23 protein-coding genes and 3 pseudogenes are annotated in these 23,213 nt (G+C 70.5%); 8 read left to right on the forward strand and 18 right to left on the reverse strand.

Annotated elements, in window-relative coordinates:
• Positions 1-189 precede the first annotated feature (189 nt).
• Both ACFYQA_RS28790 and ACFYQA_RS28795 read right to left on the reverse strand, forming a co-directional pair.
• Positions 190-729 carry an SET domain-containing protein-lysine N-methyltransferase gene (locus ACFYQA_RS28790; RefSeq protein ID WP_388923779.1) on the reverse strand — a complete coding sequence of 180 codons (540 nt, stop codon included), beginning with the start codon at positions 727-729 and terminating at the stop codon, positions 190-192.
• 131 nt (positions 730-860) lie between these two features.
• Entirely contained in the window at positions 861-1,217 is a 357-nt protein-coding gene (locus ACFYQA_RS28795; RefSeq protein WP_388923826.1) for an alpha/beta hydrolase, read from the reverse strand.
• Here ACFYQA_RS28795 and ACFYQA_RS28800 point away from each other — a divergent pair.
• The 4 genes and pseudogenes from ACFYQA_RS28800 to ACFYQA_RS28815 all read left to right on the forward strand — a co-directional run bounded on the left by ACFYQA_RS28800 (position 1,185) and on the right by ACFYQA_RS28815 (position 3,650).
• A pseudogene (locus ACFYQA_RS28800) lies at positions 1,185-1,987 on the forward strand (DUF5753 domain-containing protein). The gene ACFYQA_RS28795 and the pseudogene ACFYQA_RS28800 sit on opposite strands and share 33 nt — an antisense overlap.
• Positions 1,984-2,145: a DUF397 domain-containing protein gene (locus tag ACFYQA_RS28805; RefSeq protein ID WP_388923782.1), complete on the forward strand. Its 162-nt coding sequence runs from the start codon at positions 1,984-1,986 to the stop codon at positions 2,143-2,145. The pseudogene ACFYQA_RS28800 and the gene ACFYQA_RS28805 overlap by 4 nt, the downstream one beginning before the upstream one ends.
• Positions 2,146-2,621: 476 nt before the next feature.
• A pseudogene (locus tag ACFYQA_RS28810) lies at positions 2,622-2,771 on the forward strand (carboxylesterase family protein); the annotation flags it as partial.
• A 141-nt stretch (positions 2,772-2,912) separates the two neighbouring features.
• Complete coding sequence (locus tag ACFYQA_RS28815; protein WP_388923829.1) at positions 2,913-3,650, forward strand: DUF5701 family protein; 738 nt, start codon at positions 2,913-2,915, stop codon at positions 3,648-3,650.
• A 287-nt stretch (positions 3,651-3,937) separates the two neighbouring features.
• Here ACFYQA_RS28815 and ACFYQA_RS28820 read toward each other — a convergent pair whose 3' ends face one another.
• On the reverse strand, positions 3,938-4,450 hold the full coding sequence (locus ACFYQA_RS28820; protein ID WP_388923785.1) for a hypothetical protein: 513 nt from the start codon (positions 4,448-4,450) through the stop codon (positions 3,938-3,940).
• Positions 4,443-4,655: a helix-turn-helix transcriptional regulator gene (locus ACFYQA_RS28825; RefSeq protein WP_388923788.1), complete on the reverse strand. Its 213-nt coding sequence runs from the start codon at positions 4,653-4,655 to the stop codon at positions 4,443-4,445. Before ACFYQA_RS28825 ends, ACFYQA_RS28820 begins: the two co-directional genes overlap by 8 nt.
• 222 nt (positions 4,656-4,877) lie before the next feature.
• Here ACFYQA_RS28825 and ACFYQA_RS28830 point away from each other — a divergent pair, with 222 nt between their 5' ends.
• Entirely contained in the window at positions 4,878-5,039 is a 162-nt protein-coding gene (locus ACFYQA_RS28830; RefSeq protein WP_388923791.1) for a DUF397 domain-containing protein, read from the forward strand.
• Positions 5,040-5,106: 67 nt separating this feature from the next.
• Here the strand turns inward: ACFYQA_RS28830 and ACFYQA_RS28835 are convergent, their stop codons facing one another.
• From ACFYQA_RS28835 to ACFYQA_RS28855, 5 genes are all read right to left on the reverse strand, one after another.
• Positions 5,107-6,822, reverse strand: a complete 1,716-nt coding sequence (locus tag ACFYQA_RS28835; protein WP_388923794.1) for a uroporphyrinogen-III synthase — start codon at positions 6,820-6,822, stop codon at positions 5,107-5,109.
• Entirely contained in the window at positions 6,819-7,817 is a 999-nt protein-coding gene (gene hemC, locus ACFYQA_RS28840; protein ID WP_388923797.1) for a hydroxymethylbilane synthase, read from the reverse strand. Before hemC ends, ACFYQA_RS28835 begins: the two co-directional genes overlap by 4 nt.
• Entirely contained in the window at positions 7,814-9,664 is a 1,851-nt protein-coding gene (locus tag ACFYQA_RS28845) for a glutamyl-tRNA reductase (RefSeq protein ID WP_388923800.1), read from the reverse strand. Before ACFYQA_RS28845 ends, hemC begins: the two co-directional genes overlap by 4 nt.
• Positions 9,661-10,464 (reverse strand): redox-sensing transcriptional repressor Rex, encoded by an 804-nt coding sequence (locus ACFYQA_RS28850; RefSeq protein WP_388923803.1) that lies wholly within the window; start codon positions 10,462-10,464, stop codon positions 9,661-9,663. The genes ACFYQA_RS28845 and ACFYQA_RS28850 overlap by 4 nt, the downstream gene beginning before the upstream one ends.
• Before the next feature lie 301 nt (positions 10,465-10,765).
• The gene (locus tag ACFYQA_RS28855) at positions 10,766-11,044 is read right to left on the reverse strand and encodes a glutaredoxin family protein (protein ID WP_386405791.1); all 279 of its coding nucleotides are present in this window, start codon (positions 11,042-11,044) and stop codon (positions 10,766-10,768) included.
• A gap of 151 nt (positions 11,045-11,195) precedes the next feature.
• Here ACFYQA_RS28855 and ACFYQA_RS28860 point away from each other — a divergent pair, with 151 nt between their 5' ends.
• The 3 genes from ACFYQA_RS28860 (at position 11,196) to ACFYQA_RS28870 (ending at position 14,988) form a co-directional block, all read left to right on the forward strand.
• Complete coding sequence (locus ACFYQA_RS28860) at positions 11,196-12,107, forward strand: HAD family hydrolase (RefSeq protein WP_386405788.1); 912 nt, start codon at positions 11,196-11,198, stop codon at positions 12,105-12,107.
• 518 nt (positions 12,108-12,625) lie between these two features.
• The gene (locus tag ACFYQA_RS28865; RefSeq protein ID WP_388923807.1) at positions 12,626-13,465 is read left to right on the forward strand and encodes an ECF subfamily RNA polymerase sigma factor, BldN family; all 840 of its coding nucleotides are present in this window, start codon (positions 12,626-12,628) and stop codon (positions 13,463-13,465) included.
• 272 nt (positions 13,466-13,737) lie between these two features.
• Positions 13,738-14,988 carry a DUF5667 domain-containing protein gene (locus ACFYQA_RS28870; RefSeq protein ID WP_388923810.1) on the forward strand — a complete coding sequence of 417 codons (1,251 nt, stop codon included), beginning with the start codon at positions 13,738-13,740 and terminating at the stop codon, positions 14,986-14,988.
• A 125-nt stretch (positions 14,989-15,113) separates the two neighbouring features.
• Here the strand turns inward: ACFYQA_RS28870 and ACFYQA_RS28875 are convergent, their stop codons facing one another.
• From ACFYQA_RS28875 to ACFYQA_RS28915, 9 genes and pseudogenes are all read right to left on the reverse strand, one after another.
• Positions 15,114-16,247, reverse strand: a complete 1,134-nt coding sequence (locus ACFYQA_RS28875) for a lysophospholipid acyltransferase family protein (RefSeq protein ID WP_388923813.1) — start codon at positions 16,245-16,247, stop codon at positions 15,114-15,116.
• A 14-nt stretch (positions 16,248-16,261) separates the two neighbouring features.
• Positions 16,262-17,333: pseudogene (locus tag ACFYQA_RS28880) on the reverse strand (NAD-dependent epimerase/dehydratase family protein).
• 104 nt (positions 17,334-17,437) lie between these two features.
• Complete coding sequence (locus ACFYQA_RS28885) at positions 17,438-17,536, reverse strand: 30S ribosomal protein bS22 (RefSeq protein WP_003948845.1); 99 nt, start codon at positions 17,534-17,536, stop codon at positions 17,438-17,440.
• Positions 17,537-17,691: 155 nt separating this feature from the next.
• Positions 17,692-17,904: a helix-turn-helix domain-containing protein gene (locus tag ACFYQA_RS28890; RefSeq protein ID WP_062193679.1), complete on the reverse strand. Its 213-nt coding sequence runs from the start codon at positions 17,902-17,904 to the stop codon at positions 17,692-17,694.
• A gap of 129 nt (positions 17,905-18,033) precedes the next feature.
• On the reverse strand, positions 18,034-18,870 hold the full coding sequence (locus tag ACFYQA_RS28895; RefSeq protein WP_388923831.1) for a phosphatase: 837 nt from the start codon (positions 18,868-18,870) through the stop codon (positions 18,034-18,036).
• Between the two features lie 330 nt (positions 18,871-19,200).
• On the reverse strand, positions 19,201-20,373 hold the full coding sequence (locus ACFYQA_RS28900; RefSeq protein WP_386405770.1) for an acetoin utilization protein AcuC: 1,173 nt from the start codon (positions 20,371-20,373) through the stop codon (positions 19,201-19,203).
• Positions 20,324-21,565, reverse strand: a complete 1,242-nt coding sequence (locus tag ACFYQA_RS28905) for an MFS transporter (protein WP_388923817.1) — start codon at positions 21,563-21,565, stop codon at positions 20,324-20,326. The genes ACFYQA_RS28900 and ACFYQA_RS28905 overlap by 50 nt, the downstream gene beginning before the upstream one ends.
• 66 nt (positions 21,566-21,631) lie before the next feature.
• The gene (locus ACFYQA_RS28910; protein WP_388923820.1) at positions 21,632-22,372 is read right to left on the reverse strand and encodes a VC0807 family protein; all 741 of its coding nucleotides are present in this window, start codon (positions 22,370-22,372) and stop codon (positions 21,632-21,634) included.
• Positions 22,373-22,458: 86 nt separating this feature from the next.
• Positions 22,459-23,106 (reverse strand): HAD family hydrolase, encoded by a 648-nt coding sequence (locus ACFYQA_RS28915; RefSeq protein WP_388923823.1) that lies wholly within the window; start codon positions 23,104-23,106, stop codon positions 22,459-22,461.
• Between the last annotated feature and the right edge of the window lie 107 nt (positions 23,107-23,213).

Here is a 23,213-nt window from a genome sequence, read left to right on the forward strand (position 1 = left end):
GCGCACAAGCAACAGTTGAGTGGCAAGTGTCATCGATTCCGCAAGGACTACCGACACCCGAGACCTGCCCCGAACCGCCGCCACCCGGCGGTTCGGGGCAGGTCTCGGGTGAGCGGCAAGGCTCGGAGCTCTTCGCGGCAAGCTCCCGCCGCACCGGCGCGACCGCCCTGGCGGGAGCCGTCGGCGATCTCAATCGTGGTTGGCCACCTCGGCCAGCGGTGGCTGGCTGGCACCGGCGGACCGCGCGAGTCGGCCGGCGGACTCGGTGGCGTGGCGGCTGTCATGGTCGATGAGATACGGGGCGGTGAAACCCAGGTAAGCCGCCTTGCGCTCGGCCGGGAGATCCTTCCAGCCGGTGATGCGGTCACGACAGCGTGGTGAGCCGCACCGGCAGTGGGCGGCGAAGTGATCGACCGAGTAATTCCGCATGGCGTAGTCGAACGTGATCTCGTCTTCTGCCGGGATGGGCCGACGCGCGACGAGGTCGTGCGCGCCGTCGGCGTTGAGGCGGATTCCGCAGTTCGGCTCGCACGAGTGGTTCACCTTGGGGATGAGCCCGCCGTGCAGCACGAACCGTCCCTCGCTGACCTGGGAGGCGTGTGCATGGTTGTGGTCCAGCTCACGGTCGATGGTACCGACCATCACCGTCTCGCCTGCCTGAAAAAACCGGGTGGCGAAAACGCCTTCACCCTTGGCCTCGGTTCGTTGGAGCTCGTAGCCGCCGCTCACGTTGGCCTGCTCTCTCAAAAATCGGCTCTGCCCGCGAGCCGGCCGTTCACGGATGAAGCGGACACCCCGGCCCCGGGATCCTCCACCAGAGGGGCGCACATGATTTTTCGGACTGATCACCTGAAAGGTACTCAGCCGAACGGCACCGCACGATACTGCTTCGCGCCTGATATCCGGCCATCCCGGAACGGGCAGGGCCCGCATGGCCACGCAAGCCCTGCTCGGACGCCTGTTCCCGGCGTTCCCGGCGCGACGGAACGGCACCACGCCGTCGAGCGGTTGCCGGTACTCCGTGCCGGTGACGGACCGCACGGGGCCGGACGCCCAGCCCGCGCGCCCTCCGCACCACGGTGGAACCGGCCGGAGGCGTCGAGGCCGGAGGCGTCGGAACCGGGGACCAGGACGGCGACGCGGTCGGCGTGCGCGAGGTCGCCGAGAATCTCGGTGACCGGGGCCTGTCCGGGGCCACGGCGGTCGAAGGAAAGCAGGTACCGGGCTGGCCGGCCGGCGATCGGCTACGGGCAGGAACTCGTCTCCTCCGTGGAACAGGGCCGTCGCATCCCCCGCCCCGAGTACCTGGACGCGGCGGACGAGGTCCTGGGCGCGGACGGCAGGATCGCGGCAATGAAGGGGGACGTGGCGGAGGCCCGGTACCCGAAGAAGGTACGGGACCTGAAGAAGCTGGAAGCGGAGGCCGTCGAGCTGCTTGCGTACAACAACTCGGTCATCCATGGGTTGTTGCAGACGGAGGAGTACGCACGAGCGGTGTTCAGCGTGCGTCGCCCTCCCCTCGGCGCAGAGGAGCTGGAACAGCGGGCAACAGCTCGGGTAGCGCGTCAGGAGATCATCGACGCCACAGCCCGTCTTCAGTTTTGTCCAGTGCGAGTCGACACTTCGCCGGCCCACCGGAGGCAGGATGGTATTGCGCAGGCAACTCGAACGTCTGTCGGAGGTAGCCGAGTTCCGCAACGTCGATCTTCAAGTGCTGCCGTTGGGCCGCGAGGAGAACCCGGGTCTCGCCGGCTCGTTCAGGTTGCTCAGGCTCAAGGACGGCGCCACGGTCGGGCACCTCGAAGTCCAGCACATCAGCCGTGTGATCGCTGATCCGAAAGAGGTGCAACTCCTCGATATGCGCTACGGAGTCATCCGGGCACAAGCTCTCACCCCACGAGAGTCACTGTCCCTCATCGAGAAAGTACTGGGAGAGACAAGAACTTCAAGCCGTCCGGCAGCGTCAGTTCCGACTCCGAGTGGATGAAGAGCAGCTACAGCACGGACGAGGGGCCCGACTACGTCGAGGTGGCCGCCGTCCCCGACCACATCCTCGTCCGCGACTCCAAGAACCCCCGCGGCCCCCGCCTCGCCCTCGCCCCCACCACCTGGGCGTCCTTCCTCCCCTACGTTTCCGGGCACTGACACATCAGGCGTAGGCCGAGCACCCGGCCACCCACCTCGCTCGACGTGAGCACTTGGCACCGATCTGTACGCATCCCGCTCACATGTACGCATACCCAACAGTCGGCCGGTAAGTGTCATCGATTCCGCAAGGCCTACCGGCACCCGGGGCCGTAGGGCGACGGCTCCCGAGTCGGCTTTCGCCAGGACGACTCACCGGAACAGCCGTGTCGATCACCGCAAGGCGACCTCCCCTGCCGAGGTGGAGCTGACACCACCCCATGACCGGGGGGTTGTCGGCTGCTCACGGGATCGTGGAATTCCTACGCTCATCCGCATGGTGAAGCGGACAGCACAAGCGGTCATCACCGGCGCCCTCGCCCTGGGCATCGCGGCCACCGCCGGGGTCCCGGGAGCGTCGGCCACCCCCGGCCCGTACGGCGCAGCACGGCAACACCGCGTCAGTACGCATCGACAAAAGCGTCGCGCGGGGCACGGTGACCGACACGGCGCGCGTCTTCCAGGCCATCCCCTACGCCGCCCCTCCCACCGGCCGGCGCCGCTGGACTCCCCCCGCTCCCGCCAGGAGATGGGACGGCGTCCAGAACTCCACCGCACCCGGCGCCGCCTGCCCCCAGAGCCGGACCGGTACCGCCGGACGGCTCAGGTCGTCGACCGGCTTCCAGCGCGGCCGGCCGGTGGTGACCGGCCGAACGAACGGAAACATTTCGGCAGGCCGCCTCGTTCCCTCTGGGCCCGTCCACATCGCCGCCCCTGGGAGCATCGTGATCGACACCACACCCGCCACCTCCACCGTTCTCCCCGCGCTCCCGGCCCTGAGCGCGCAGGCCGAGCGACTGATCGAGCTGGGGGTGCACAAGATCGCCGGGCTGCCCGCCGCCGACCTTCGTACCTTCGCCGAGGCCGCCGAGGCCCCGGCGGGCGGCGACGGCGCCCTGCTCGCCGTGCACCCGGACCGGGTCCCTGCCTCCTCCCTGGCACCGCTGCTCCACCGCGACGGCAAACCGGGCTTCGTCGTCACCGACATGACCGACGTCGACCACTTCGCCCCGCTCGACACCGTCGCGCTGCCCGACACCCCCCTCTATCTCCTGACCGGCCTCGACCGCGGCGACCACATGGCCGACTGGAGTCCGGACGAGGCGCTGCCCGCCCTCACGGCAAGGGCCCGCACCCCGTTGCTGCTCACCGAGGGCATCCACTGGGTGCTGCAGCAGCCCGCCGTCCTGGAGCGCAACCACTGCTTCATGACCATCGGCTCCCGGCTGCGCAAAGCCAACAGCGCCCTGGACGCCCGCACCCCGGCGATCTGGATCAGCAACGGCACCGGACGGGACGGCCGTGAGCGCCGCAACGCCGCCAAGGTCGGCTGGTGCTGGGCCGGCAACCGGCACACCTGGCTGGGCTTCGCCTCCGCGACGGGCCGCTCGGCCCGGGCCGTCATCACCGAGGCCCGTGCCGAGTTCCCGACCTTCACCGACGACATCGACGGCCTCTGCCGCTGAGCCGGCAGAACCCGCAGAACCCGCAGAGGCATGGTCATCACATAAGGTCTCCGCCGATGACCGCCCAGCAGGCGACAGCGTGTGCCGGCGATCCTCGGCCTGGCAGCCCCGGCCTGAGTGGACGGCGGGGAGCACACGGGCGGGCGGTGCCGTGGATGTCCTCGCCGACGCCGTGCACGTCGGCATCGGGTTCCCCTCGGCCCAGGTGGCGACGCAGCCGATGCGGTGGGCGCCGGCGCCCGGGCCGAGCGGCACCTCAACGACGACGTGGGCGACGGGCTGGGCGGTCAGCCGTCCAGACGCGCGTACTGCCGCTCGACGGCCTTCGAGCTCCACTCTCCCAGCGCCCAGTCGATCGCATAGGAAACCGCGAACAGCGCCAGGAACTCCGCTGCGAGGAGGGCCACCAGCCCGAGCGTGCCCTGGACCTCGAAGGAAAGGGCGGAGGTCAGCTCCTGCGTGTCCCCGAGCGCCAGGCCGGCAAGGCTGAGGACGGTGAGGCCCACGGAGAACAGAAGCGCTCCGCGCAGGTAGGCACGCCGCCTCCGGCGACGACTGGGTGCGTCCGCGCCGGTGGGCAGCTCGACCCCCATGAGCGACCGGGGCGCCTCGGCACCCAGCACACGCTGCACCAGCGCGAACACTCCCGCGCCACCGACAAGGACCAGAATCGCCGCGGTGTTCGTCACCTCCTTGGTCCGGATGTACTCCCAGACGAGCACCCCGAGGGCTGCGAACATGACGGCACCCAGAGCAACGAGGGCTGACCTGCCCGCCTTGAGGTGCTGACGCTCATCCATGGTGTCCGTGCGCTCCTTCTTCCCAGAACAGGGAGTTGAGATCGGTCCCCAATGCCCGGCAGATGGCGACACACAAGCTGAGGGTCGGGTTGTGAGCACCCGCCTCGATCATGGAGATCGTCTGCCGTGTGACCCCGACCTGTCTGGCCAGGTCGGCTTGGGTCATGCCGAGTGCCACCCGCTTGAGCTTCATGCGCGTGTTCACGCGCCGAGGCTCGCCGGCGCTTCGAGTCGCGACCATGTGTCATATATACCCGACACTATGTCGCATATACAAGACACGCCGTGAGGACGGGCCGGGGTGGGAGCGCGGCGAGAGGACGACGGGCATGAACGAGGGAGAAGCGGGACAGTACGACGAGGAGGCCGGGGCCGTGATCCGGACCGCGCGGATGAGGCACTGGCGGCGGGCGGCAGGATCGCCGCGATGAAGAGCAGCTACAGCACGGCCGACGGTCCCGACTGCGTCGAGGTGGCCGCCGTCCCCAACCACATCCTCGTCCGCGACTCCAAGAACCCCCGGGGCTCCCACCGCACCCCCGCCCCCGCCACCTGGGCGCCCTTCCTCCCCTACGCCGCCGAGGGCTGAACGGCAACGGCGGAGGGCCCCGGAATTCCGGGGCCCTCCGCCGTTGAACTGCCGTCGTCGCGCCGACTCAGGTCGTCGACCGGCGCCTGCGCGCGCCCGGGCGTCGTTCGCTCGGGCGGGTGACCGGGTCGCCGGCGTCGATCGCCGCCAGCCGGCGGCGGGTGCCGAAGTCGGCCAGGGCCTCCGCCAGCTTGTGCACCGACGGCTCCGGGGCCATGACGTCGACGCGCAGCCCGTGCTCCTCGGCCGTCTTCGCCGTCGCCGGGCCGATACAGGCGATGACCGTCACGTTGTGCGGCTTGCCCGCGATGCCGACCAGGTTCCGTACCGTCGACGACGAGGTGAAGAGCACCGCGTCGAAGCCGCCGCCCTTGATCGCCTCCCGGGTCTCCGCGGGCGGGGGCGAGGCGCGCACAGTGCGGTAGGCGGTGACGTCGTCGACCTCCCAGCCCAGGTCGATGAGACCGGCCACCAGTGTCTCGGTGGCGATGTCGGCGCGCGGCAGGAAGACCCTGTCGATCGGGTCGAAGACCGAGTCGTAGGGCGGCCAGTCGTCCAGGAGTCCCGCGGCCGACTGCTCGCCGCTCGGCATCAGGTCCGGCTTCACACCGAAGGCGATCAGCGCCTTGGCGGTCTGGTCGCCCACCGCGGCGACCTTGATCCCGGCGAACGCGCGGGCGTCGAGACCGTACTCCTCGAACTTCTCCCGCACCGCCTTGACCGCGTTGACCGAGGTGAAGGCGATCCACTCGTAGCGGCCCGTCACCAGGCCCTTGACCGCGCGTTCCATCTGCTGCGGGGTACGCGGCGGTTCCACGGCGATGGTCGGCACCTCGTGCGGCACCGCGCCGTAGGAGCGCAGTTGGTCGGAGAGCGACGCCGCCTGCTCCCTGGTCCGCGGCACGAGCACCTTCCAGCCGAACATCGGCTTGGACTCGAACCACGACAGCCGGTCGCGCTGGGCGGGGGCGGAACGCTCACCGACCACGGCTATGACCGGCCGGCCGCCCTCGGGCGACGGCAGCACCTTCGCCTGCTTCAGCGTCTGCGCGATCGTGCCGAGCGTCGCCGTCCAGGTGCGCTGCCGGGTCGTCGTGCCCGCGACGGTCACCGTCAGCGGGGTGTCGGGCTTGCGACCGGCGGACACCAGTTCGCCCGCCGCGGCGCCCACCGAGTCGAGCGTCGTGGAGACGACCACCGTGCCGTCCGACGCCCCGACCTCGGTCCAGCACCGGTCGGACGCGGTGCGCGCGTCCACGAACCGTACGTCCGCGCCGTGCGCGTCCCGCAGCGGCACACCGGCGTACGCGGGCACGCCGACCGCGGCCGCGACACCGGGGACGACCTCGAAGGGCACCCCGGCCGCCACGCACGCCAGCATCTCCTCGGCGGCGTACGCGTCGAGGCCGGGATCACCGGACACCGCACGGACGACCCGCCTGCCGCCCCGTGCGGCCTCCATGACAAGATGTGCCGCATCCCGCACCGCGGGTGCGCCTACGGTTGTTGACGTGCCGTCAACAACCGTGAGCTGAGGCGTGCCTGTGCCCGGAGCGGACAGCGCGGAGGAACCCGCAGAGTCCGTTTCCGTGGGCACCTCGGCGACGCCCTGCCTGGCATGTCGGCGTACGACGTCGAGCACCTCGTGCTCGGCGACGAGAACATCCGCGTTCGCCAGCGCCTCGACGGCACGCAGAGTCAGCAGTCCCGGATCCCCGGGTCCGGCACCGAGGAAGGTGACGTGCCCGTGTTCCGGAGGAGGTGGAAGGGTGGTGGGGCTCACTGTGCTCGCTCCCCCATCAGACCGGCCGCGCCCTGGGCAAGCATCTCGGTGGCGAGTTCGCGACCGAGCGCCATCGCCGCCTCATGCGTCTCGGGCACGGGACCAGTGGTGGACAACTGCACCAGCCTGGTGCCGTCGGTCGTGCCGACGACGCCCCGCAGGCGCATTTCCTTGACAATCGGCCCGTCCGTCTGGGGGTCCCCCCAGACTCGAGCGAAGCCGAGATCTGGGTGAAGGTCGGCGAGCGCCCCCACAGGGGCGGTACAGCCGGCCTCCAGAGCGGCGAGCAGAGACCGCTCGGCCGTCACGGCGGCCCGTGTGAACGGGTCGTCGAGCTCGGCGAGCGCGGCGATCAGCTCCGTGTCGCGCACGGAACACTCGACCGCCAGGGCCCCCTGGCCGGGGGCGGGCAAAACCGTGTCGACCGACAGGAAGTCGGTCACCTCGTCGCTGCGTCCGACCCGGTTCAGTCCCGCGGCGGCCAGCACGACGGCGTCCAGCTCACCACTGGTGACGTACCCGATCCGGGTGTCGACGTTCCCGCGGATCGGCACCGTCACGAAATCCAGGCCGTGACTGACCGCGTACGCGTTCAGCTGGGCCATGCGACGTGCCGAGCCGGTGCCGATGCGGGCACCGCGCGGGAGGTCGGTGAGCTTGAGCGCGTCCCGCGCGATCATCACGTCCCGCGGGTCCTCGCGCACCGGTACGGCGGCCAGGACCAGCTCCTCGTGCGGCGCGGTCGGCAGGTCCTTCAGCGAGTGCACGGCGAAGTCCACCTCGCCGCGCACCAAAGCCTCGCGCAGCGCGGCCACGAAGACGCCGGTCCCGCCGATCTGCGCGAGGTGCTCGCGCGAGGTGTCACCGTACGTGGTGATCGGGACGAGCTCGACAGGCCGTCCGGTCACCTGGCTCACGGCTTCCGCCACTTGCCCGGACTGGGCCATGGCGAGCTTGCTCCGCCTGGTCCCGAGCCTCAGTGCCTTTCCAGTCATGCCGGCCCTCGGTTCTCTGCGATGTTCGCGTTCATCACGTTCATCGCGTTCTTCGCGTTCTTCGCGTTCATCGCGTTCTTCTCGGTACTTTCCTCGGCTCGGGAGACGGAGGCCACCGTCTCGGGGTCGAGGTCGAACAGGGTGCGCAACGCGTCCGCGTACCCGGCGCCGCCGGGTTCGGCCGCGAGCTGCTTGACCCGCACGGTCGGCGCGTGCAGCAGCTTGTCGACCACCCGCCGTACGGTCTGGGTGATCTCCGCGCGATACTTGTCGTCCAGGCCGGGCAGCCGGCCCTCGAGGCGGGCGATCTCACCGGACACCACATCCGCGGCCATGGTGCGCAGGGCGACCACGGTCGGCGTGATGTGCGCGGCCCGCTGTGCCGCCCCGAACGCCGCCACCTCGTCGGAGACGATACGCCGGACCTGGTCCACATCGGCAGCCATCGGAGCGTCCGCGGACGCCTCCGCGAGCTTCTCGATGTCGACCAGCCGCACCCCGGCGAGACGGTGCGCGGCGGCGTCGACGTCGCGGGGCATCGCGAGGTCGAGCAGATACAGCACGGGTTCCGGACGCGGCGGCTCGGCCACCGGCTCCGGACGGCGCCGCTCGGGGATCCGTCCGACGCTCGCCACGGTCGCGGCCAGCGCGCCGATCAGCTCGGGGTCCGTCCGGTCCGCCCGGTCCGTCCCGTCCGCGTCGACGCCGCGCCGGCCGCTCTGGCGGCGGTCGACGGCACTGCCCGTGGCCCACGTCGCGTGCTGCTCCAGCGTCGCCGCGTCCATGCCGGCGACGGCCGCCTCGCCCATCACGGAGAAGCCGGGCGGCACGGAGGCCAGGTCCAGCGGGCAGTCCTCGTCGGTACCGGCGCCTGCGGGGGAGGCCGCGGGGGGCAGGGGGGTCGTCGTCCGTGCGCCCGGCACCCCGGAGGCGTCCAGCGCCTGCGGCGCCTCGGCGCGTACGGCGTCCGGCTGCGCCCCGACCCGGTCCTCGACACCGGCGGCGATCGCGTCGGCCGTGAGGACGAGCCCGGTCGCGCCCGTACAGGAGACGACGACGTCTGCACGTGTCAGCTCGAACGGCACCGATCCCATCGGTACCGCGCGGGCCCGCACGTCCGTCTCGCCGCTCTCGGTCAGACGTTGTCCATATTGCTCTCCGAGCAGGGCCACGAGCCGCTCGGCGCGGTCGGCGGTGCGGTTGGCGATCACGATCTCGGAGACACCGGCCCGCGCGAGCGTGGCCGCGGCCAGCGACGACATCGAACCGGCGCCCATGACCAGGGCCTTCTTGCCCTGCGCCCAGGTCGCGACGGGCGTGCCGAGGGCCAGCTGCTCCAGGCCGAAGGTGACCAGGGACTGCCCGGCGCGGTCGATGCCGGTCTCCGAGTGGGCACGCTTGCCGACCCGGAGCGACTGCTGGAACAGGTCGTTCATCAGCCGGCCGGTGGTGTGCAGTCCCTGCGCACGCGCCAGCGAGTCCTTGATCTGGCCGAGGATCTGTCCCTCGCCCACCACCATCGAGTCCAGTCCGCAGGCCACCGAGAACATGTGGTGGACGGCCCGGTCCTCGTAGTGCACATAGAGATGGGGAGTGAGCTCCTCCAGGCCGACCCCGCTGTGCTGGGCCAGCAGCGTGGACAGCTCGGCGACACCGGCGTGGAACTTGTCCACGTCGGCGTACAGCTCGATGCGGTTGCAGGTGGCGAGCACCGCGGCCTCGGTGGCCGGCTCGGCGGCGACCGTGTCCTGCAGCAGCTTGGTCTGCGCGTCCAGGCTCAGCGAGGCCCGGTCCAGCACGCTGACCGGCGCGCTGCGGTGGCTCAGTCCGACGACGAGGAGACTCATGTCGGCATCACGGCGGGTACGTCCCCGTCGGGTCCCTGGTCGGCGGTGGGAGCCTGGTGCGCGGCAGCGCCCCGGCGCGGGGCAGCGGGCTCCCGGCGGGCGGCGGCGGCCGGGACGACGGTCCCGGCGGCGGCCAGCTCGCCGGCCTTGCGCTGCTCGTGGAAGGCGAGGATCTGCAGTTCGATGGAGAGGTCCACCTTGCGCACGTCGACCCCGTCCGGGACGGACAGCACGGTCGGTGCGAAGTTCAGGATGGAGGTGACTCCCGCGGCGACGAGACGCTCGCAGACCTGCTGGGCGGCACCGGCGGGCGTCGCGATGACGCCGATCGACACGCCCTCGTCCTGGATGATCTTCTCGAGTTCGTCGGTGTGCTGCACCGGGATCCCGGCGACGGGCTTTCCGGCCATCGCGGGATCGGCGTCTATGAGCGCGGCGACCCGGAATCCGCGGGAGGCGAACCCGCCGTAGTTGGCGAGCGCGGCACCGAGGTTACCGATACCGACGATCACAATCGGCCAGTCCTGGGTCAGGCCGAGTTCACGGGAGATCTGGTACACGAGATACTCGACGTCGTAGCCGACACCCCGGGTCCCGTAGGAGCCCAGGTAGGAGAAGTCCTTGCGCAGCTTCGCGGAGTTGACGCCCGCGGCAGCCGCCAGTTCCTCCGAGGAAACCGTGGGCACCGAGCGCTCGGAGAGCGCGGTGAGGGCGCGGAGGTACAGCGGAAGCCTGGCGACGGTGGCCTCGGGAATCCCTCGGCTACGGGTCGCCGGTCGGTGAGTTCGGCCAGTTGCCACGGTGCTCCTGCGGGTAGAGCGGGGCTTCGGGCGGTCATACGTCCCCGGACCGCCCCGTCGAGTGCAGGCTATGTCTTTGTGAACGCGTGCACAAAGATGATGTCCGTTTTGCCCACCCAAAGTGACCGGGGTCACGCGCCCCCGGCACACGCGTACGGAACCGGCGCGCGAGCACCATCGCTCCCTTGCTTTTGGGGGCAAAACCGCACACTCTCCTCTGTGTATCCCGCCCCCGAGACCTGACAGCCATCGATCCTAAGCGACTTTCCCGCCGCTTTGCACTGACTGGTCAGTCACACCCTCAGTCGGCCAGGGCCTTGCGGAGACGGACCTCGTCGACGCGCCAGAACGTGTGCTGACGGCCGTCGACGAGAACGACGGGAATCTGCTCCCAGTACTGCTCGTGCAGTCCCGGGTCCTGGGTGATGTCCTTCTCCTCCCATGCGGTCCCGAGGTCACCGCACACCTTCTCCACCACGGCCCGGGCGTCGTCACACAGATGACAGCCGGGCTTGCCCACGAGGGTGACGAGACGATCCTGCGGAGCCTTGCGGCGGAAGAGCGGACTCATGTCAGCCATTCTCACCTCCCGACGGGCCAGGGGAACCCCTCTGCGTCCACTGGTTCCCGATGGGCCCGGAGGGGTGCTTTAACGACACGGACGCGCAGAGTTCACGGTGTCCAAACCTCTCGGCTCCGGAACTGACGGGCGGACTGGCTATGCTCACGCCATGGCCGCTCTCGGATGGCTCACTCCCCGTAGGCGCTCCGCCACGGCGCGGAGCGTGTTGGCAGGCGAGGCCTCGGCAGAGGCCGCACGCAAGTCCACTCAGGAAGTTTCCGACCGCGAACCGGATTTCCCGGTTCACGGCGACGAGCGGGCTGCCGCGTTCTTCGACCTGGACAACACCGTGATGCAGGGCGCGGCCCTGTTCCACTTCGGCAAGGGCCTGTACAAGCGGAAGTTCTTCGAGACGCGCGACCTGGCCCGGTTCGCATGGCAGCAGGCGTGGTTCCGGCTGGCCGGCGTCGAGGACCCCGAGCACATGCAGGACGCACGCGACTCCGCGCTCTCCATCGTCAAGGGCCACCGGGTCTCCGAACTGAAGTCCATCGGCGAGGAGATCTACGACGAGTACATGGCCGAGCGGATCTGGCCGGGCACGCGGGCACTGGCGCAGGCACACCTGGACGCGGGCCAGCGGGTGTGGCTGGTCACGGCGGCGCCGGTGGAGATCGCCCAGGTGATCGCACGCCGGCTGTGCCTGACCGGGGCGCTCGGGACGGTGGCCGAGTCCCTCGGCGGCGTGTACACCGGCAAACTGGTGGGCGAGCCGCTGCACGGCCCGGCGAAGGCCGAGGCCGTACGCGCGCTGGCAACTGCGGAGAACCTGGACCTGAGCCGCTGCGCGGCGTACAGCGACTCCCACAACGACATCCCGATGCTCTCCCTGGTCGGACACCCGTACGCGATCAACCCGGATTCCAAGCTGCGCAAGCACGCCCGCACCATGGACTGGCGCCTGCGGGACTACCGCACAGGGCGCAAGGCCGCGAAGGTCGGCATCCCCGCGGCGGCGGGCGTGGGCGCGGTGGCCGGCGGCACGGCGGCCGCCATCGCGATGCACCGACGCCGGCGCTGAATCCGGCGCCGCGTCCGGCACCGGATTCGGCGCGCGGCACGGCCCGGATGCCGACGCCGGCCGACCTCGGCCGCTCCGGCCGACACCGGCCGCTCCAGTCGGCACCGGTCGCTCCAGTCGGCACCGGTCGGCCGGTCAACTCCGCGGCGACGGACACCCGTACGGCCGACGGTCCGATCAGCGGGGGACAGAAGTGGCGCCCCGCCCGTAAACCCGGCCAATCCAACTGCCCTACCCCGCAACCCCGCTGTCCAGCCCTCTTGGCTGCACACGGCCACGACACATCCTGTACCGAACCTAAATGCGAAGAATTTCGGTCAACATTCGTTCAGCGTCGGGTGCTTGAACATGCGTCAACCGGCTACGGAAACGACGCAATCGATGATTTCAGCAACTCGGCGTAGCGGGCTCTGTACGAAGCGTTATTCTCCTCAGACGCAAACCGGTGCCCTTCCGTCGCTACGACGGGTGAAAGGTCCCGCACTGCACGTGATGGAAGCTCTGCCTCTGGGAGTCCCGTGTACCCACACGTCGGGGTTGACGACCCGGGCCTGACCGCACTGCGCACAGCAGTCACGGCAGCCCGGGAGTTGCTGCGCGGCTTCGCCCCCGCCGCATATGCCGTCCCCGCATACGCCGTCCCCGTCTCCGCCGTCCCCGCATACGCCCCCGCGCCCGCCGTCCCCTGCCCCACCGTCGCCGACGCGCCCGTCGGTCCTTGCTACGCCCTCGCCGAGGACAGCACCGCGGTGGGCAGGCGCGGACGCCCGTCCGGCGCCACCACCACCCGCCGTCCCGCCGCGGACAGTGACAGCGCCAGGATGATGGAGCTCGTGGAGCGCGCCCAGGCGGGCGAGGCCGACGCCTTCGGACGGCTCTACGACCAGTACAGCGACACCGTGTACCGCTACATCTACTACCGGGTGGGCAGCAAGGCGAACGCCGAGGACCTCACCAGCGAGACCTTCCTGCGGGCACTGCGCCGCATCGGCACCTTCACCTGGCAGGGGCGCGACTTCGGCGCCTGGCTCGTCACCATCGCCCGCAATCTGGTGGCCGACCACTTCAAGTCCAGCCGTTTCCGTCTCGAGGTCACCACCGGGGAGATGCTCGACGCCAACGAGGTCGCGCGGTCCCCCGAGGACTCCGTCCTCGAATACCTTTCCAATGCCGCCCTCCTCGATGCCGTACAACGTCTCAACCCCCAACAGCGCGAATGCGTCACGCTCCGATTCCTCCAGGGTCTCTCCGTCGCGGAGACCGCCCGCGTGATGGGCAAGAACGAGGGGGCGATCAAGACCCTCCAGTACCGGGCCGTCCGCACCCTCGCCCGGCTCCTCCCCGAGGACACGCGTTGAGCGGCCCGGCGAACGGAACGGACCCGGTGCCGGTGCCGACGCATCACCGCCCATGACAGCCGACCCGCTTCGAGTAACACTCCCTTGGCTTCCCGAACCGGCCCACCGACGCGCGTAACCCCAGCGCCGTGCCGCTCGTTGTGCGGGATGCAGGCTCCCTGTGGTCAATCCCCGGCCAACTTCGATCACCCGATCGTGTGGACATGGTCAGGGGGTGGAACCCTCAGGACCCCCTGGGGAGTCGACCGTCACGATGAGAGGAGGTGCCGCCAGTGATCGCGAACGTATCGGCGCACCGGCGGGCGAACGCCTTCGCCCAGGCCCTGGAGGAGCAGTCCGACCGGGGCACGGCGGCCGGGCAGTCCGAAGGATCGGCCCCGGCCGTTGCGGAGACCGAACAGGCGCGGCTGCTCACGCTGGCCGCCGGTCTCGGCGAGCTGCCCAAGCCGGAGCTGGATCCCGAGGTCAAGGTCGTCCATCGGGCCCAACTGGTGGCCGCGTTCGAGGCCATGCTCCAAGAAGGCACCGCCGCGGGCGAGGGAGCGGATGCGTCCGTACCCGATCAGCGTTCACGCCGCGCCCGGGGCGCACACCGGGCAACCCCGCTGGGGAAGATGAGACCGCGCTCGCGCCTGGCCAAGGGCCTCACCGCGGGCGGACTCGGCATCACCGTGGCCGCGGGCGCCTTCGGCGGAGTCGCCGCCGCCAGCTCCGACGCCCTCCCCGGAGACTCGCTCTACGGTCTCAAGCGCGGCATGGAGGACGTCAAGCTCGGCCTCGCCGACGGCAACGACGAGCGGGGCCGCGTCTTCCTCGACCACGCCTCCACCCGCCTCGGCGAGGCCCGCCGGCTGCTGGAGCGCGGCCGCAGCGGCCACCTCGACCACGAATCCCTCGGCGAGATCCGCCGTGCCCTGTCCGGCATGCGGCACGACGCGTCCGAGGGCCATCGGCTGCTGCGCGAGGCGTACCGGAACGACCCGGACTCCCTGCGCCCCATGCAGGCCCTCTCCTCCTTCTCGGACGCGCACCGGCAGACCTGGGGCTCCCTCCGCGACCGGCTGCCCCCGCAGCTCGGTGACGTCAGCGAGCAGGTCTCGTCGGTGTTCGACGCCATAGACGAGGACGTCGCCCCGCTGCAGTCCCTGCTCCCCGAACCCCCGTCCCGGCAGGGCGGCGACGACGGCAGAGGACGGCGCGGCGACTCCGGGCCCACCCCGAGCGACCCGCCCGGTACCGACCGCTCCCAGATGCCCGGCACCGGCACCAACGGCGCCGCGGACAAGGACGGCACCGGCAGCAGAGCCCCCAGCGGGTCCGCCGGCTCCGGCGACCGGAACGAGGGCCTGCTCGGCGGCAACACCGGCGGGCTGCTCGACCCGCCGACGGAGAGCGGCGACACCAGTACCTCCCCGCCGGCCGGCGGCGGCGCCACCGTGCCGGCCCAGCCCGACGTCACCCTCCCGCCCCTCCTCCCCGGCCTGCTCCCGGGACTGGGCATCGACAGCGAGGACGCGGAGTGAGGACGCCGAACAGGAAACTGTAGAGCCGGAGAGCCGGAGAGCCGGAGTACGTGGTGTGGCGGGGCCCCCGGTCGCCGGGGGTCCCGCCACACCACGTACGGGGCTTCCTGCACGTACCGGGTTTCCTAGAAGAACACCGACCGTCGCTGCACCAACAGCTTGTAGAGGGTGTGCTGGATCTGTTCCCGGACCTGGTCGGTCAGGTTGAACATCAGCATCGGGTCCTCGGCCGCCTCCGGCGGGTAGCTCTCCGTGTGGATGGGCTCGCCGAACTGGATGGTCCACTTCGTCGGCAGCGGGATCGCGCCGAGCGGGCCGAGCCACGGGAAGGTCGGCGTCAGCGGGAAATACGGGAACCCGAGCAGGCGTGCGATGGTCCTGCCATTGCCGATCATCGGGTAGATCTCCTCGGCTCCGACGATCGAGCACGGGATGATCGGTGTCCGTGCGCGCAGCGCCGTGGACACGAAGCCGCCCCGGCCGAAGCGCTGCAGCTTGTAGCGGTCGGCGAAGGGCTTGCCGAGGCCCTTGAAGCCCTCCGGCATCACCCCCACCAGTTCCCCCTGCTCCAGCAGCCGTGCCGCGTCCTCGGCGCAGGCCAGGGTGTGACCGAGCTTGCGGGCGAGTTCGTTGACCACCGGCAGCATGAACACCAGGTCCGCCGCGAGCAGTCGCAGATGCCGGTCGGCGGGGTGGTTGTCGTGGACGGCGACCTGCATCATCAGACCGTCCAGCGGCAGCGTCCCGGAGTGGTTGGCGACGATCAGGGCGCCGCCCTCGGAGGGGATGTTCTCGATGCCCTTCACCTCGACCCGGAAGTACTTCTCGTACATCGGGCGCAGCAGGGACATCAGGACCTGGTCGGTGAGTTCCTCGTCGTAGCCGAAGTCGTCCACCGCGTAGTCCCCGGTGAGCCGGCGGCGCAGGAAGGCCAGCCCGCTCGCGACCCGCTGTTCCAGGCTGCCGGCTTCGTCCCCGGAACCGGATTCCGCGCCGGGGACAGCGCCGGATGCGGCGGCCCCGCCCTCGCCCTCATGCTCGGCACGGAGCTTGCGAGGCTCACGGGACACCGGAGCATCGTCCCCGACGGACGCCCGCCCCTGCAGGGGCTGGACGTCGCCCATCGCGGTACTCCCCGCACCGTGTCGCCGGCTTCCCGCACCCCGGCGGCGCGACGGGCGCTGCGCGGCACCCCCCACACCCCCTGCTCCCCCACGGGAACGGTCGTCGTCGAACGGAATGACCTTGGCGTCCGCCATCGTTGCTGCGCTCCTCAGTTGGCGCTCTGCTTCGGGGGGTGACCGCTGCCCGTGCCCGGCAGGGGCAGCGCGGCGATCCGGTCGACGGCCCCCGTGAGGGCCTCCGGCGGAAGCAGCCCGGGGCCGCGGCCGCGCACGAAGTCCGCGAACGTTTCTGCTGTCGTGTACTTCGCCGTGAAGCCCAGCGTCTCGCGCATCTGGTCCGTCGCCACCACCCGGCCGTGCGTGAGCAGCCGGATCTGCTCGGGTGAGAAGTCCGACATCCCCAGCGTACGCACCAGTGAGCCCGCCCAGGTGACCGCGGGGAGGAGCAGGGGCACGGTCGGCCGGCCGAGCCTCCTCGAACACTGGGACAGCAGCAGGACGCCGTCCCCGGCAATGTTGAAGGTGCCACTGTTGAGCGTGCCCCGCCGGGGTTCGTACGAGGCGAGGCGCAGCACGTCGATCACATCGTCCTCGTGCACGAACTGCAGCCGCGGGTCGTAGCCGAACACGGTCGGCAGGACCGGCAGCGAGAAGTACGCGGCGAGCGGGCTGTCCGCGGCGGGCCCCAGGATGTTGGCGAACCTGAGCACACACACGGCGACATCCGGGCGGCGGCGCGCGAAGCCGCGCACATAGCCCTCGACCTCGACGGCGTCCTTCGCGAAGCCACCGCTGGGCAGGGACTTGGGCGGGGTCGTCTCGGTGAAGACCGCCGGGTCGCGGGGCGCGGAGCCGTAGACGTTCGTACTGGACTTCACGACCAGCCGCTTGACGGTCGGGGACTTCTGGCAGGCACCGAGCAGCTGCATGGTGCCGATGACGTTGGTCTCCTTGAGCGCCGTCCGGCTGCTGCCGCCGCCGAGCGGTGTGCCCGTGACATCGAGGTGCACAACGGTGTCGGCGCCGGCCTCGGCGAGCACGCGCGCGACGGTGGGCTGCTGGATGTCGGTCTGGATGAAGTCGGCGCCGCCGAGGTGGTGCGCGGGCCGGACCGCGTCCACGGCGACGACCCGGTCCACGTCCGGATCACGCTGGATCCGCCGGACGAAACGGCCCCCCCAGCGGGCGGGCCACTCCGGTCACCAGCACGACTTTCCCCACGACAGTGCCTTCCTCTTGCCTTCGCCACGGGTCCGACCCATGTGATGACAGTGGCCCCCCACCGCATCGGTGGGGGGCCACTGAACACGCTTCCGCGTCGTCGCTTACTTCTTGTTGCGACGCTGAACGCGCGTGCGCTTGAGCAGCTTGCGGTGCTTCTTCTTGGCCATCCGCTTGCGCCGCTTCTTGATAACAGAGCCCACGACTACCCTCGCTCACTTCTCATCACTCGGTGTTTGGGCGCCATGGGCCCACACGACCTACGAGGGGCCAGCCTACCCGCCCGAGCGCTGAGGTCGTAATCGAGACGACCGGGGAGGCCCGAGAGTGCCTTTGTTCGGATCTCCCCGGCCCGCCGTCAGGCCGTTTCCACCCCCACATAGCTCTCGCGGAGGTACTCGTGAACCGCTTGCTCCGGGACGCGGAAGGACCGCCCCACCCGGATCGCGGGCAGATGACCACTGTGCACCAGGCGGTACACGGTCATCTTCGACACTCGCATCACCGAGGCGACTTCCGCCACGGTAAGGAACCGGACCTCGTTCAGAGGCCTCTCGCCAGCTGCAGCCATGACACACCTGAACCTTCCACACTCGACGGGCACCGGCTTCCCCTTCCGGTGACTCTTCGTCGTTGCGTGCTCACTCCCCAATGTAGGGGCGGGTGATGCGAGTGGGGAAGAGGTGCACCCATCGGCGGCCTACTGTGACAGACACGCTCGATTGAGTACGTAGCGGGTCAGCGGCAGGTAGTGGGCGGACCGCACACCGTCATCAAGTGGAACGACCACCGAGAGGCACCCCTCGGCCTCACCCACGAACGGGGCGGGGTCGTTCACATCGGCCAGCGCGATGGCCTCGAACCCCAGCTGACCTGCCCCGCAGGCCCAGCCGTGATCTCCGATCACCAGCCCGGGAAGCGGCCCGCCGGCCTCGGCGGACGCGGCGAGCGCGGTCCGAACCGGGAGCGGGGAGTGCGTATGTGCGCCGGGTTCACCACCGGGGCGTTCGGAACGTGCGCCCCGGACCAGCGCGACTCCTCGTACGTAGTCGAGGTTGTGCGTGCGTAGACCGAACCGGGTCGTTATGTCGACACAGCGACCCTGCGCAGGGGTGAGGACCTCACATCCCGCCGCCGACAGAGCGTCTGCCAGAGCTGCATAGAAACCGAGCAGCCGGTGCGGGTGACCGGTGCCGAGCAGCACGGGCACACCGCTCCGGGCCGCGGCCGCGATCCGCTCCGCATAGGCGTCCAGAGCGCCCAGGGTCCGCTCCGGGTCGATCACATCATGCCCGGAAACATGACGAGGATCGGCCGAAACACCACACCTGGCTGCCATCAGCTCGATCAATTCCCGCTGCCCCCATACCCCTTCCGGGTCGAGGCCGATCAGTGCGCGCGGGTCCCGGGCGGCGAAGAGCCGGTAGCTCCGCAGGCTCTCCTCCCTCGTGGTGGCCACGGTCCCGGACAGCCGGGCGTCCAGCAGATGCGCACGAAGACCGGCGACACTCGGACCGGCGGGAGGGGCGGAGGCCAGGCCGGCCCGCGGACCAGGGGCTGGACCCGCGGGTGGGCCGACGGGAGGAGCGACGGGCGGGCCGACGGAAGAGCCGGCGGGAAGGCCGGCCGGCGGACCAGGGGCTGGACCGGCAGGTGGGTCGGCGGGAGAGCCTGTGGGAGGGGCGGTTGTGGTCGGCACGGCAGCGATGGTGCGCGATCCGGTCCCGGGCCACCCCAAGAACCCGGGAAACACCGCACGGTCGGCGTAACCACGCGGAAGCGGAAGCGGACGCAGGGCGCAGGGCCGGCAACGCCGGAGCGACAGCACGGGGCGACAACGCAGGGCCGCGTCCCCGCCCGGTACGACCTAGGGCAGCAGCCCCCGCAGCGGGAACACCGCGCGCCGGGTCGCCAGGACCGCCTGGTCCAGCCGGTCCGCCGGGTCGTAGCCGGCCTCCCAGGAGGCCCAGGACACGGGCCATCGGCCGTCGGTCATCCGCATCGGCCCCAACTGCCGGGTCCGGGCGTACACCTCCTGCCGCCAGCTCTCGGGGATCATCGTCACCGGATCCACCGGCTTCCCGGCCGCGATACCCACCAGATGCGTCCAGGACCTCGGGACGACCTCCACCACCGCGTAACCGCCGCCGCCCAGCGCCACCCACCGGCCGTCGGCGTACTCGTGCGCCAGCTCGTGGCACGCCACCTGCACCGCACGCTGCGCGTCCAGCGACACCGCCAGATGTGCCAGCGGATCCTCGAAGTGCGTGTCGGCCCCGTGCTGCGTCACCAGCACCTGCGGCCGGAAGTCCGCGAGCAGCTCCGGCACCACGGCGTGGAACGCCCGGAGCCACCCCTCGTCCCCGGTCCCGGCCGGCAGGGCGACGTTGACCGCGCTGCCCTGCGCACTGTCCGCGCCGGTCTCCTCCGGCCACCCGGTCTGCGGGAACAGGGTCCGGGGATGCTCGTGCAGCGACACCGTGAGGACCCTCGGGTCCTCCCAGAACGCCGCCTGCACCCCGTCCCCGTGATGCACGTCGACGTCGACGTACGCGACGCGTTCGGCCCCCAGCTCCAACAGCCGGGCGATGGCCAGCGCCGCGTCGTTGTACACGCAGAACCCCGAGGCCGCCCCGGGCATCGCGTGGTGCAGCCCGCCCGCGAAGTTCACGGCGTGCAGGGCCTCGCCTCGCCACACGGCCTCCGCCGCGCCCACCGACTGCCCCGCGATCAGCGCCGACGCCTCGTGCATCCCCGCGAAGGCGGGATCGTCCGTCGTCCCCAGCCCGTACGACTGGTCCGCGGCCGCCGGATCCGCCGACGCCGCCCTGACCGCGTCGATGTAGTCCTCACGGTGCACCAGCCGCAGCGTCGACTCACCGGCCGTCTTCGCGGCGACCACCGCGACCTCGCGGTCCAGCTCCAGGGCGCCCACCAGACTCCGGGTCAGCGCGAGCCGGACCGGGTCCATCGGATGGTCCCGGCCGAAGTCATAGCCCGTGACTGCCTCGTCCCACATCAGCTGTGCGCGCCCGCTCATGCCCGCCACCGTATCGGTCCGGTTCAGGAGTGAACGACCTGGCATACACGAGTGCCACCAGGACCAACACCATCGGCACAAGCATCGCCCCGCGATAGCTCCATACGTCCCCGAGCACCCCGACCAGCGGGGAGCCGATCAGGAACCCCACATAGTTGAAGACGTTGAGCCGCGCGACGGCCACGTCCGACGCCCCCGGGAACAACCGCCCCGCCGCCGCGAAAGTCTGCGGTACCAGCACACAGAGCCCCAGCCCCAGCAGCGTGAACCCCAGCATCCCCACCCACTCCCCCGGCGCCCCGGCGACCACGGCGAACCCCGCCGCCGCCACCAGCGCCCCGGCCCGCACCACCACCACAGCACCGAAGCGCCGCACCCCCAAGTCCCCGATCGTCCGCCCCAGCAGCGTGGTGACCATGTAGACGTTGTACGGAACGGTCGCCGTCTGCTCCGAACTCCCCAGCACGTCCTGGAGGTACTTCGCGCTCCAGTTCGAGACCGTCGAGTCCCCGATGTACGCCACCGTCATCACCAGGCACAACGGCAGCAGCAGCTTGAAGGGGACGGGCCCGGCCCCGTCCCCCCTCTCGGAGGCCGCACCGGAGACACGGTCCCGGTGCCGGCCCTCCTGCTGCTCCTGGTCCACGTACCACCGGCTCCCGATCAACGCCGCCGGCATCAGCACCAGCACGACCGGCAGATACGACACCCACAGCGCCAGCTGCCAGTGCGCGCCCACCCACGCGAGCGACGCCCCGACGATTCCCCCCAGGCTGTAGGCGGCGTGGAAACTCAGCATGATGCTGCGCCCGTACGCCCGTTGGAGACTCACCCCGAGCATGTTCATCGAGGCGTCCAACGCCCCCACGGCCAGCCCGAACACGGCCAGCGCCACGGCCAGCCCGGCCATGTGCTCCCCCGCCCCGACCCCGAGCAGCGCCAGCAGCACGACCGGCTGCGACCACCTCAGCACCCGGCTCGGCGGCACCCTCTTCACCAGCCGCTCCGTCGCCACGCTCCCGATACCGGCGAGCACCGGCACCGCGGCGAGGAAGGCGGGCAACAGCGCGTCGGAGACCCCGTACCGGTCCTGGATGGCCGGGATCCGCGTCACGAGCAGAGCGAAGGCGACTCCCTGCACCAAGAAGGCGAACGCCAACGAGGCCCTGCCGCGCCGCAGCACATCAGTCATGGCGGCGAGCGTAGGGCCCCGGCGTACTGGTGGGTAGATCCGGCCAAAGATGAATTGTGCTCAGTTTCAACGGAGTTCGGGAGCGGCGGCGGTGGGAGAGGCGGCGACGGTGGGAGCAGCCGCGGGCACCCGGGCTCCGGCTGCCTTCACCTCGGCGGCGACCATGGCCAGCATGGGACCGGCCCCCAGCACCCCACCGACCAGGAACGCCCCGCCCATCGTGACGATCATGAGAACGGTGCCGAGCCAGACCATGGTGTCCACCGGCAGGGAGTACGCCCCGACGACCCGCACCACACACTCGCCGAGCAGCGCCGCTCCCCACACCATGGAGAACCTCCGCTCGGCCCGCCGGAACGCCTCCGACCCGGACTCCAGCCGCGTCCATGCCGCTTCCCGCGCGGTCTGCCCCCTGGTCACCCACGGCTTCATGCCTGCGGTCATCATCGGCTTGCCCAGCCCCACGGACACCAGCACCCCGATGCCGATGACACTGCCCACCGCGCTCTCCTTGACGAGCATCAGCCGGGCGTCACCGGAGACGAAGCCGAGCAGCAGCGAGACCGCGTTCACGAACAGGATGAGCGCGGCGAAGGCATTGAGCGTCCGCTCCGCCACCGCCGCCCACCCGGTCCGCGCGGCCGGTACGACGCTGCTCCACGCGAGCGAGGCGAACGCGCTCATCCCGAACCCGTTCCTGAGGAGGTAGTACGCCCCGATCGGCGCCGCCACATCCAGGACGATCGGCAGAAAGGTCTGCCGCCTGCTGCTGGAAATGCTGCGGGGTGCAACCGAGTTCGTCGTCATGCACCCAGCTTCGTGGCCGGTCCCGGCCCGGCAGTAGAAACGAACGTCCACTGCTCCGCATGACAATTGTCAGCCGCGGACGCGGATCACCCCGCCCACAGGTCCGGCAACTTCCGCAGATCCGCGAAGAGTCGGGTGGTTCCCGCCAGCTTCTCCGCGGGTGTCATCGAGGTGAACCCGTACACGTCCATCCCGGCCGCGACCGCCGCCTGTACGCCCAGTGGGCTGTCCTCGACCACGACACACCGCGCCGGCACGACGCCCATCCGCTGCGCCGCGTACAGGAACAGGTCCGGTGCCGGCTTGCCCCGCCCCACATCCTGGGAGCTGAAGATCCGCTCGTCGTCGAACCACCGGTCGAGCCCGGTCGTACGGTGCCCCACCCGGATCCGTTCATGGCTCCCGGACGAGGCCACGCAGTACGGCACCCCCTCGGCCGCCAGCGTCTCCAGCACATCGACAACACCGGCCACCGGCTTCAACTCCCGCTCGAACGCGGCGAAGACGCGGGTATGGAACACATCGTCGAAGTCGTCCGGCAACCGCTGCCCGGTCCGCTCCTCCACCAGGTCGTGCACCCGATGCATGGCGGACCCCATGTAGTCACGGATGGAATCCTCGAACGACGTCGGATGCCCGAGCTCGGTGAGGTAGTCGGCCAGTAGCCGGTTGGAAAGGGGCTCGCTGTCGACGAGAACACCGTCGTTGTCAAAAATGACCAGGTCATAGCGCATGACCCCGACCCTAAACGCAGGAAAGCCCCGTGCCATCGGCACGGGGCTTTCCCATTCAAGAATTGTTCGGCGGCGTCCTACTCTCCCACAGGGTCCCCCCTGCAGTA

This window comes from Streptomyces sp. NPDC005774, assembly GCF_042871645.1.
Lineage (GTDB): Bacteria > Actinomycetota > Actinomycetes > Streptomycetales > Streptomycetaceae > Streptomyces > Streptomyces pratens.

Coding starts and splice junctions, on each gene's coding strand:
- hemC (WP_388923797.1), bottom strand. CDS start 7,817: ATGACTGGAAAGGCACTGAGGCTCGGGACCAGGCGGAGCAAGCTCGCC.
- ACFYQA_RS28910 (WP_388923820.1), bottom strand. CDS start 22,372: ATGACGACGAACTCGGTTGCACCCCGCAGCATTTCCAGCAGCAGGCGG.
- ACFYQA_RS28820 (WP_388923785.1), bottom strand. CDS start 4,450: ATGGATGAGCGTCAGCACCTCAAGGCGGGCAGGTCAGCCCTCGTTGCT.
- ACFYQA_RS28830 (WP_388923791.1), top strand. CDS start 4,878: ATGAAGAGCAGCTACAGCACGGCCGACGGTCCCGACTGCGTCGAGGTG.
- ACFYQA_RS28905 (WP_388923817.1), bottom strand. CDS start 21,565: ATGACTGATGTGCTGCGGCGCGGCAGGGCCTCGTTGGCGTTCGCCTTC.
- ACFYQA_RS28915 (WP_388923823.1), bottom strand. CDS start 23,106: ATGCGCTATGACCTGGTCATTTTTGACAACGACGGTGTTCTCGTCGAC.
- ACFYQA_RS28900 (WP_386405770.1), bottom strand. CDS start 20,373: ATGAGCGGGCGCGCACAGCTGATGTGGGACGAGGCAGTCACGGGCTAT.
- ACFYQA_RS28805 (WP_388923782.1), top strand. CDS start 1,984: ATGAAGAGCAGCTACAGCACGGACGAGGGGCCCGACTACGTCGAGGTG.
- ACFYQA_RS28855 (WP_386405791.1), bottom strand. CDS start 11,044: ATGGCTGACATGAGTCCGCTCTTCCGCCGCAAGGCTCCGCAGGATCGT.
- ACFYQA_RS28875 (WP_388923813.1), bottom strand. CDS start 16,247: ATGGCGGACGCCAAGGTCATTCCGTTCGACGACGACCGTTCCCGTGGG.
- ACFYQA_RS28890 (WP_062193679.1), bottom strand. CDS start 17,904: ATGGCTGCAGCTGGCGAGAGGCCTCTGAACGAGGTCCGGTTCCTTACC.
- ACFYQA_RS28860 (WP_386405788.1), top strand. CDS start 11,196: ATGGCCGCTCTCGGATGGCTCACTCCCCGTAGGCGCTCCGCCACGGCG.
- ACFYQA_RS28845 (WP_388923800.1), bottom strand. CDS start 9,664: ATGAGTCTCCTCGTCGTCGGACTGAGCCACCGCAGCGCGCCGGTCAGC.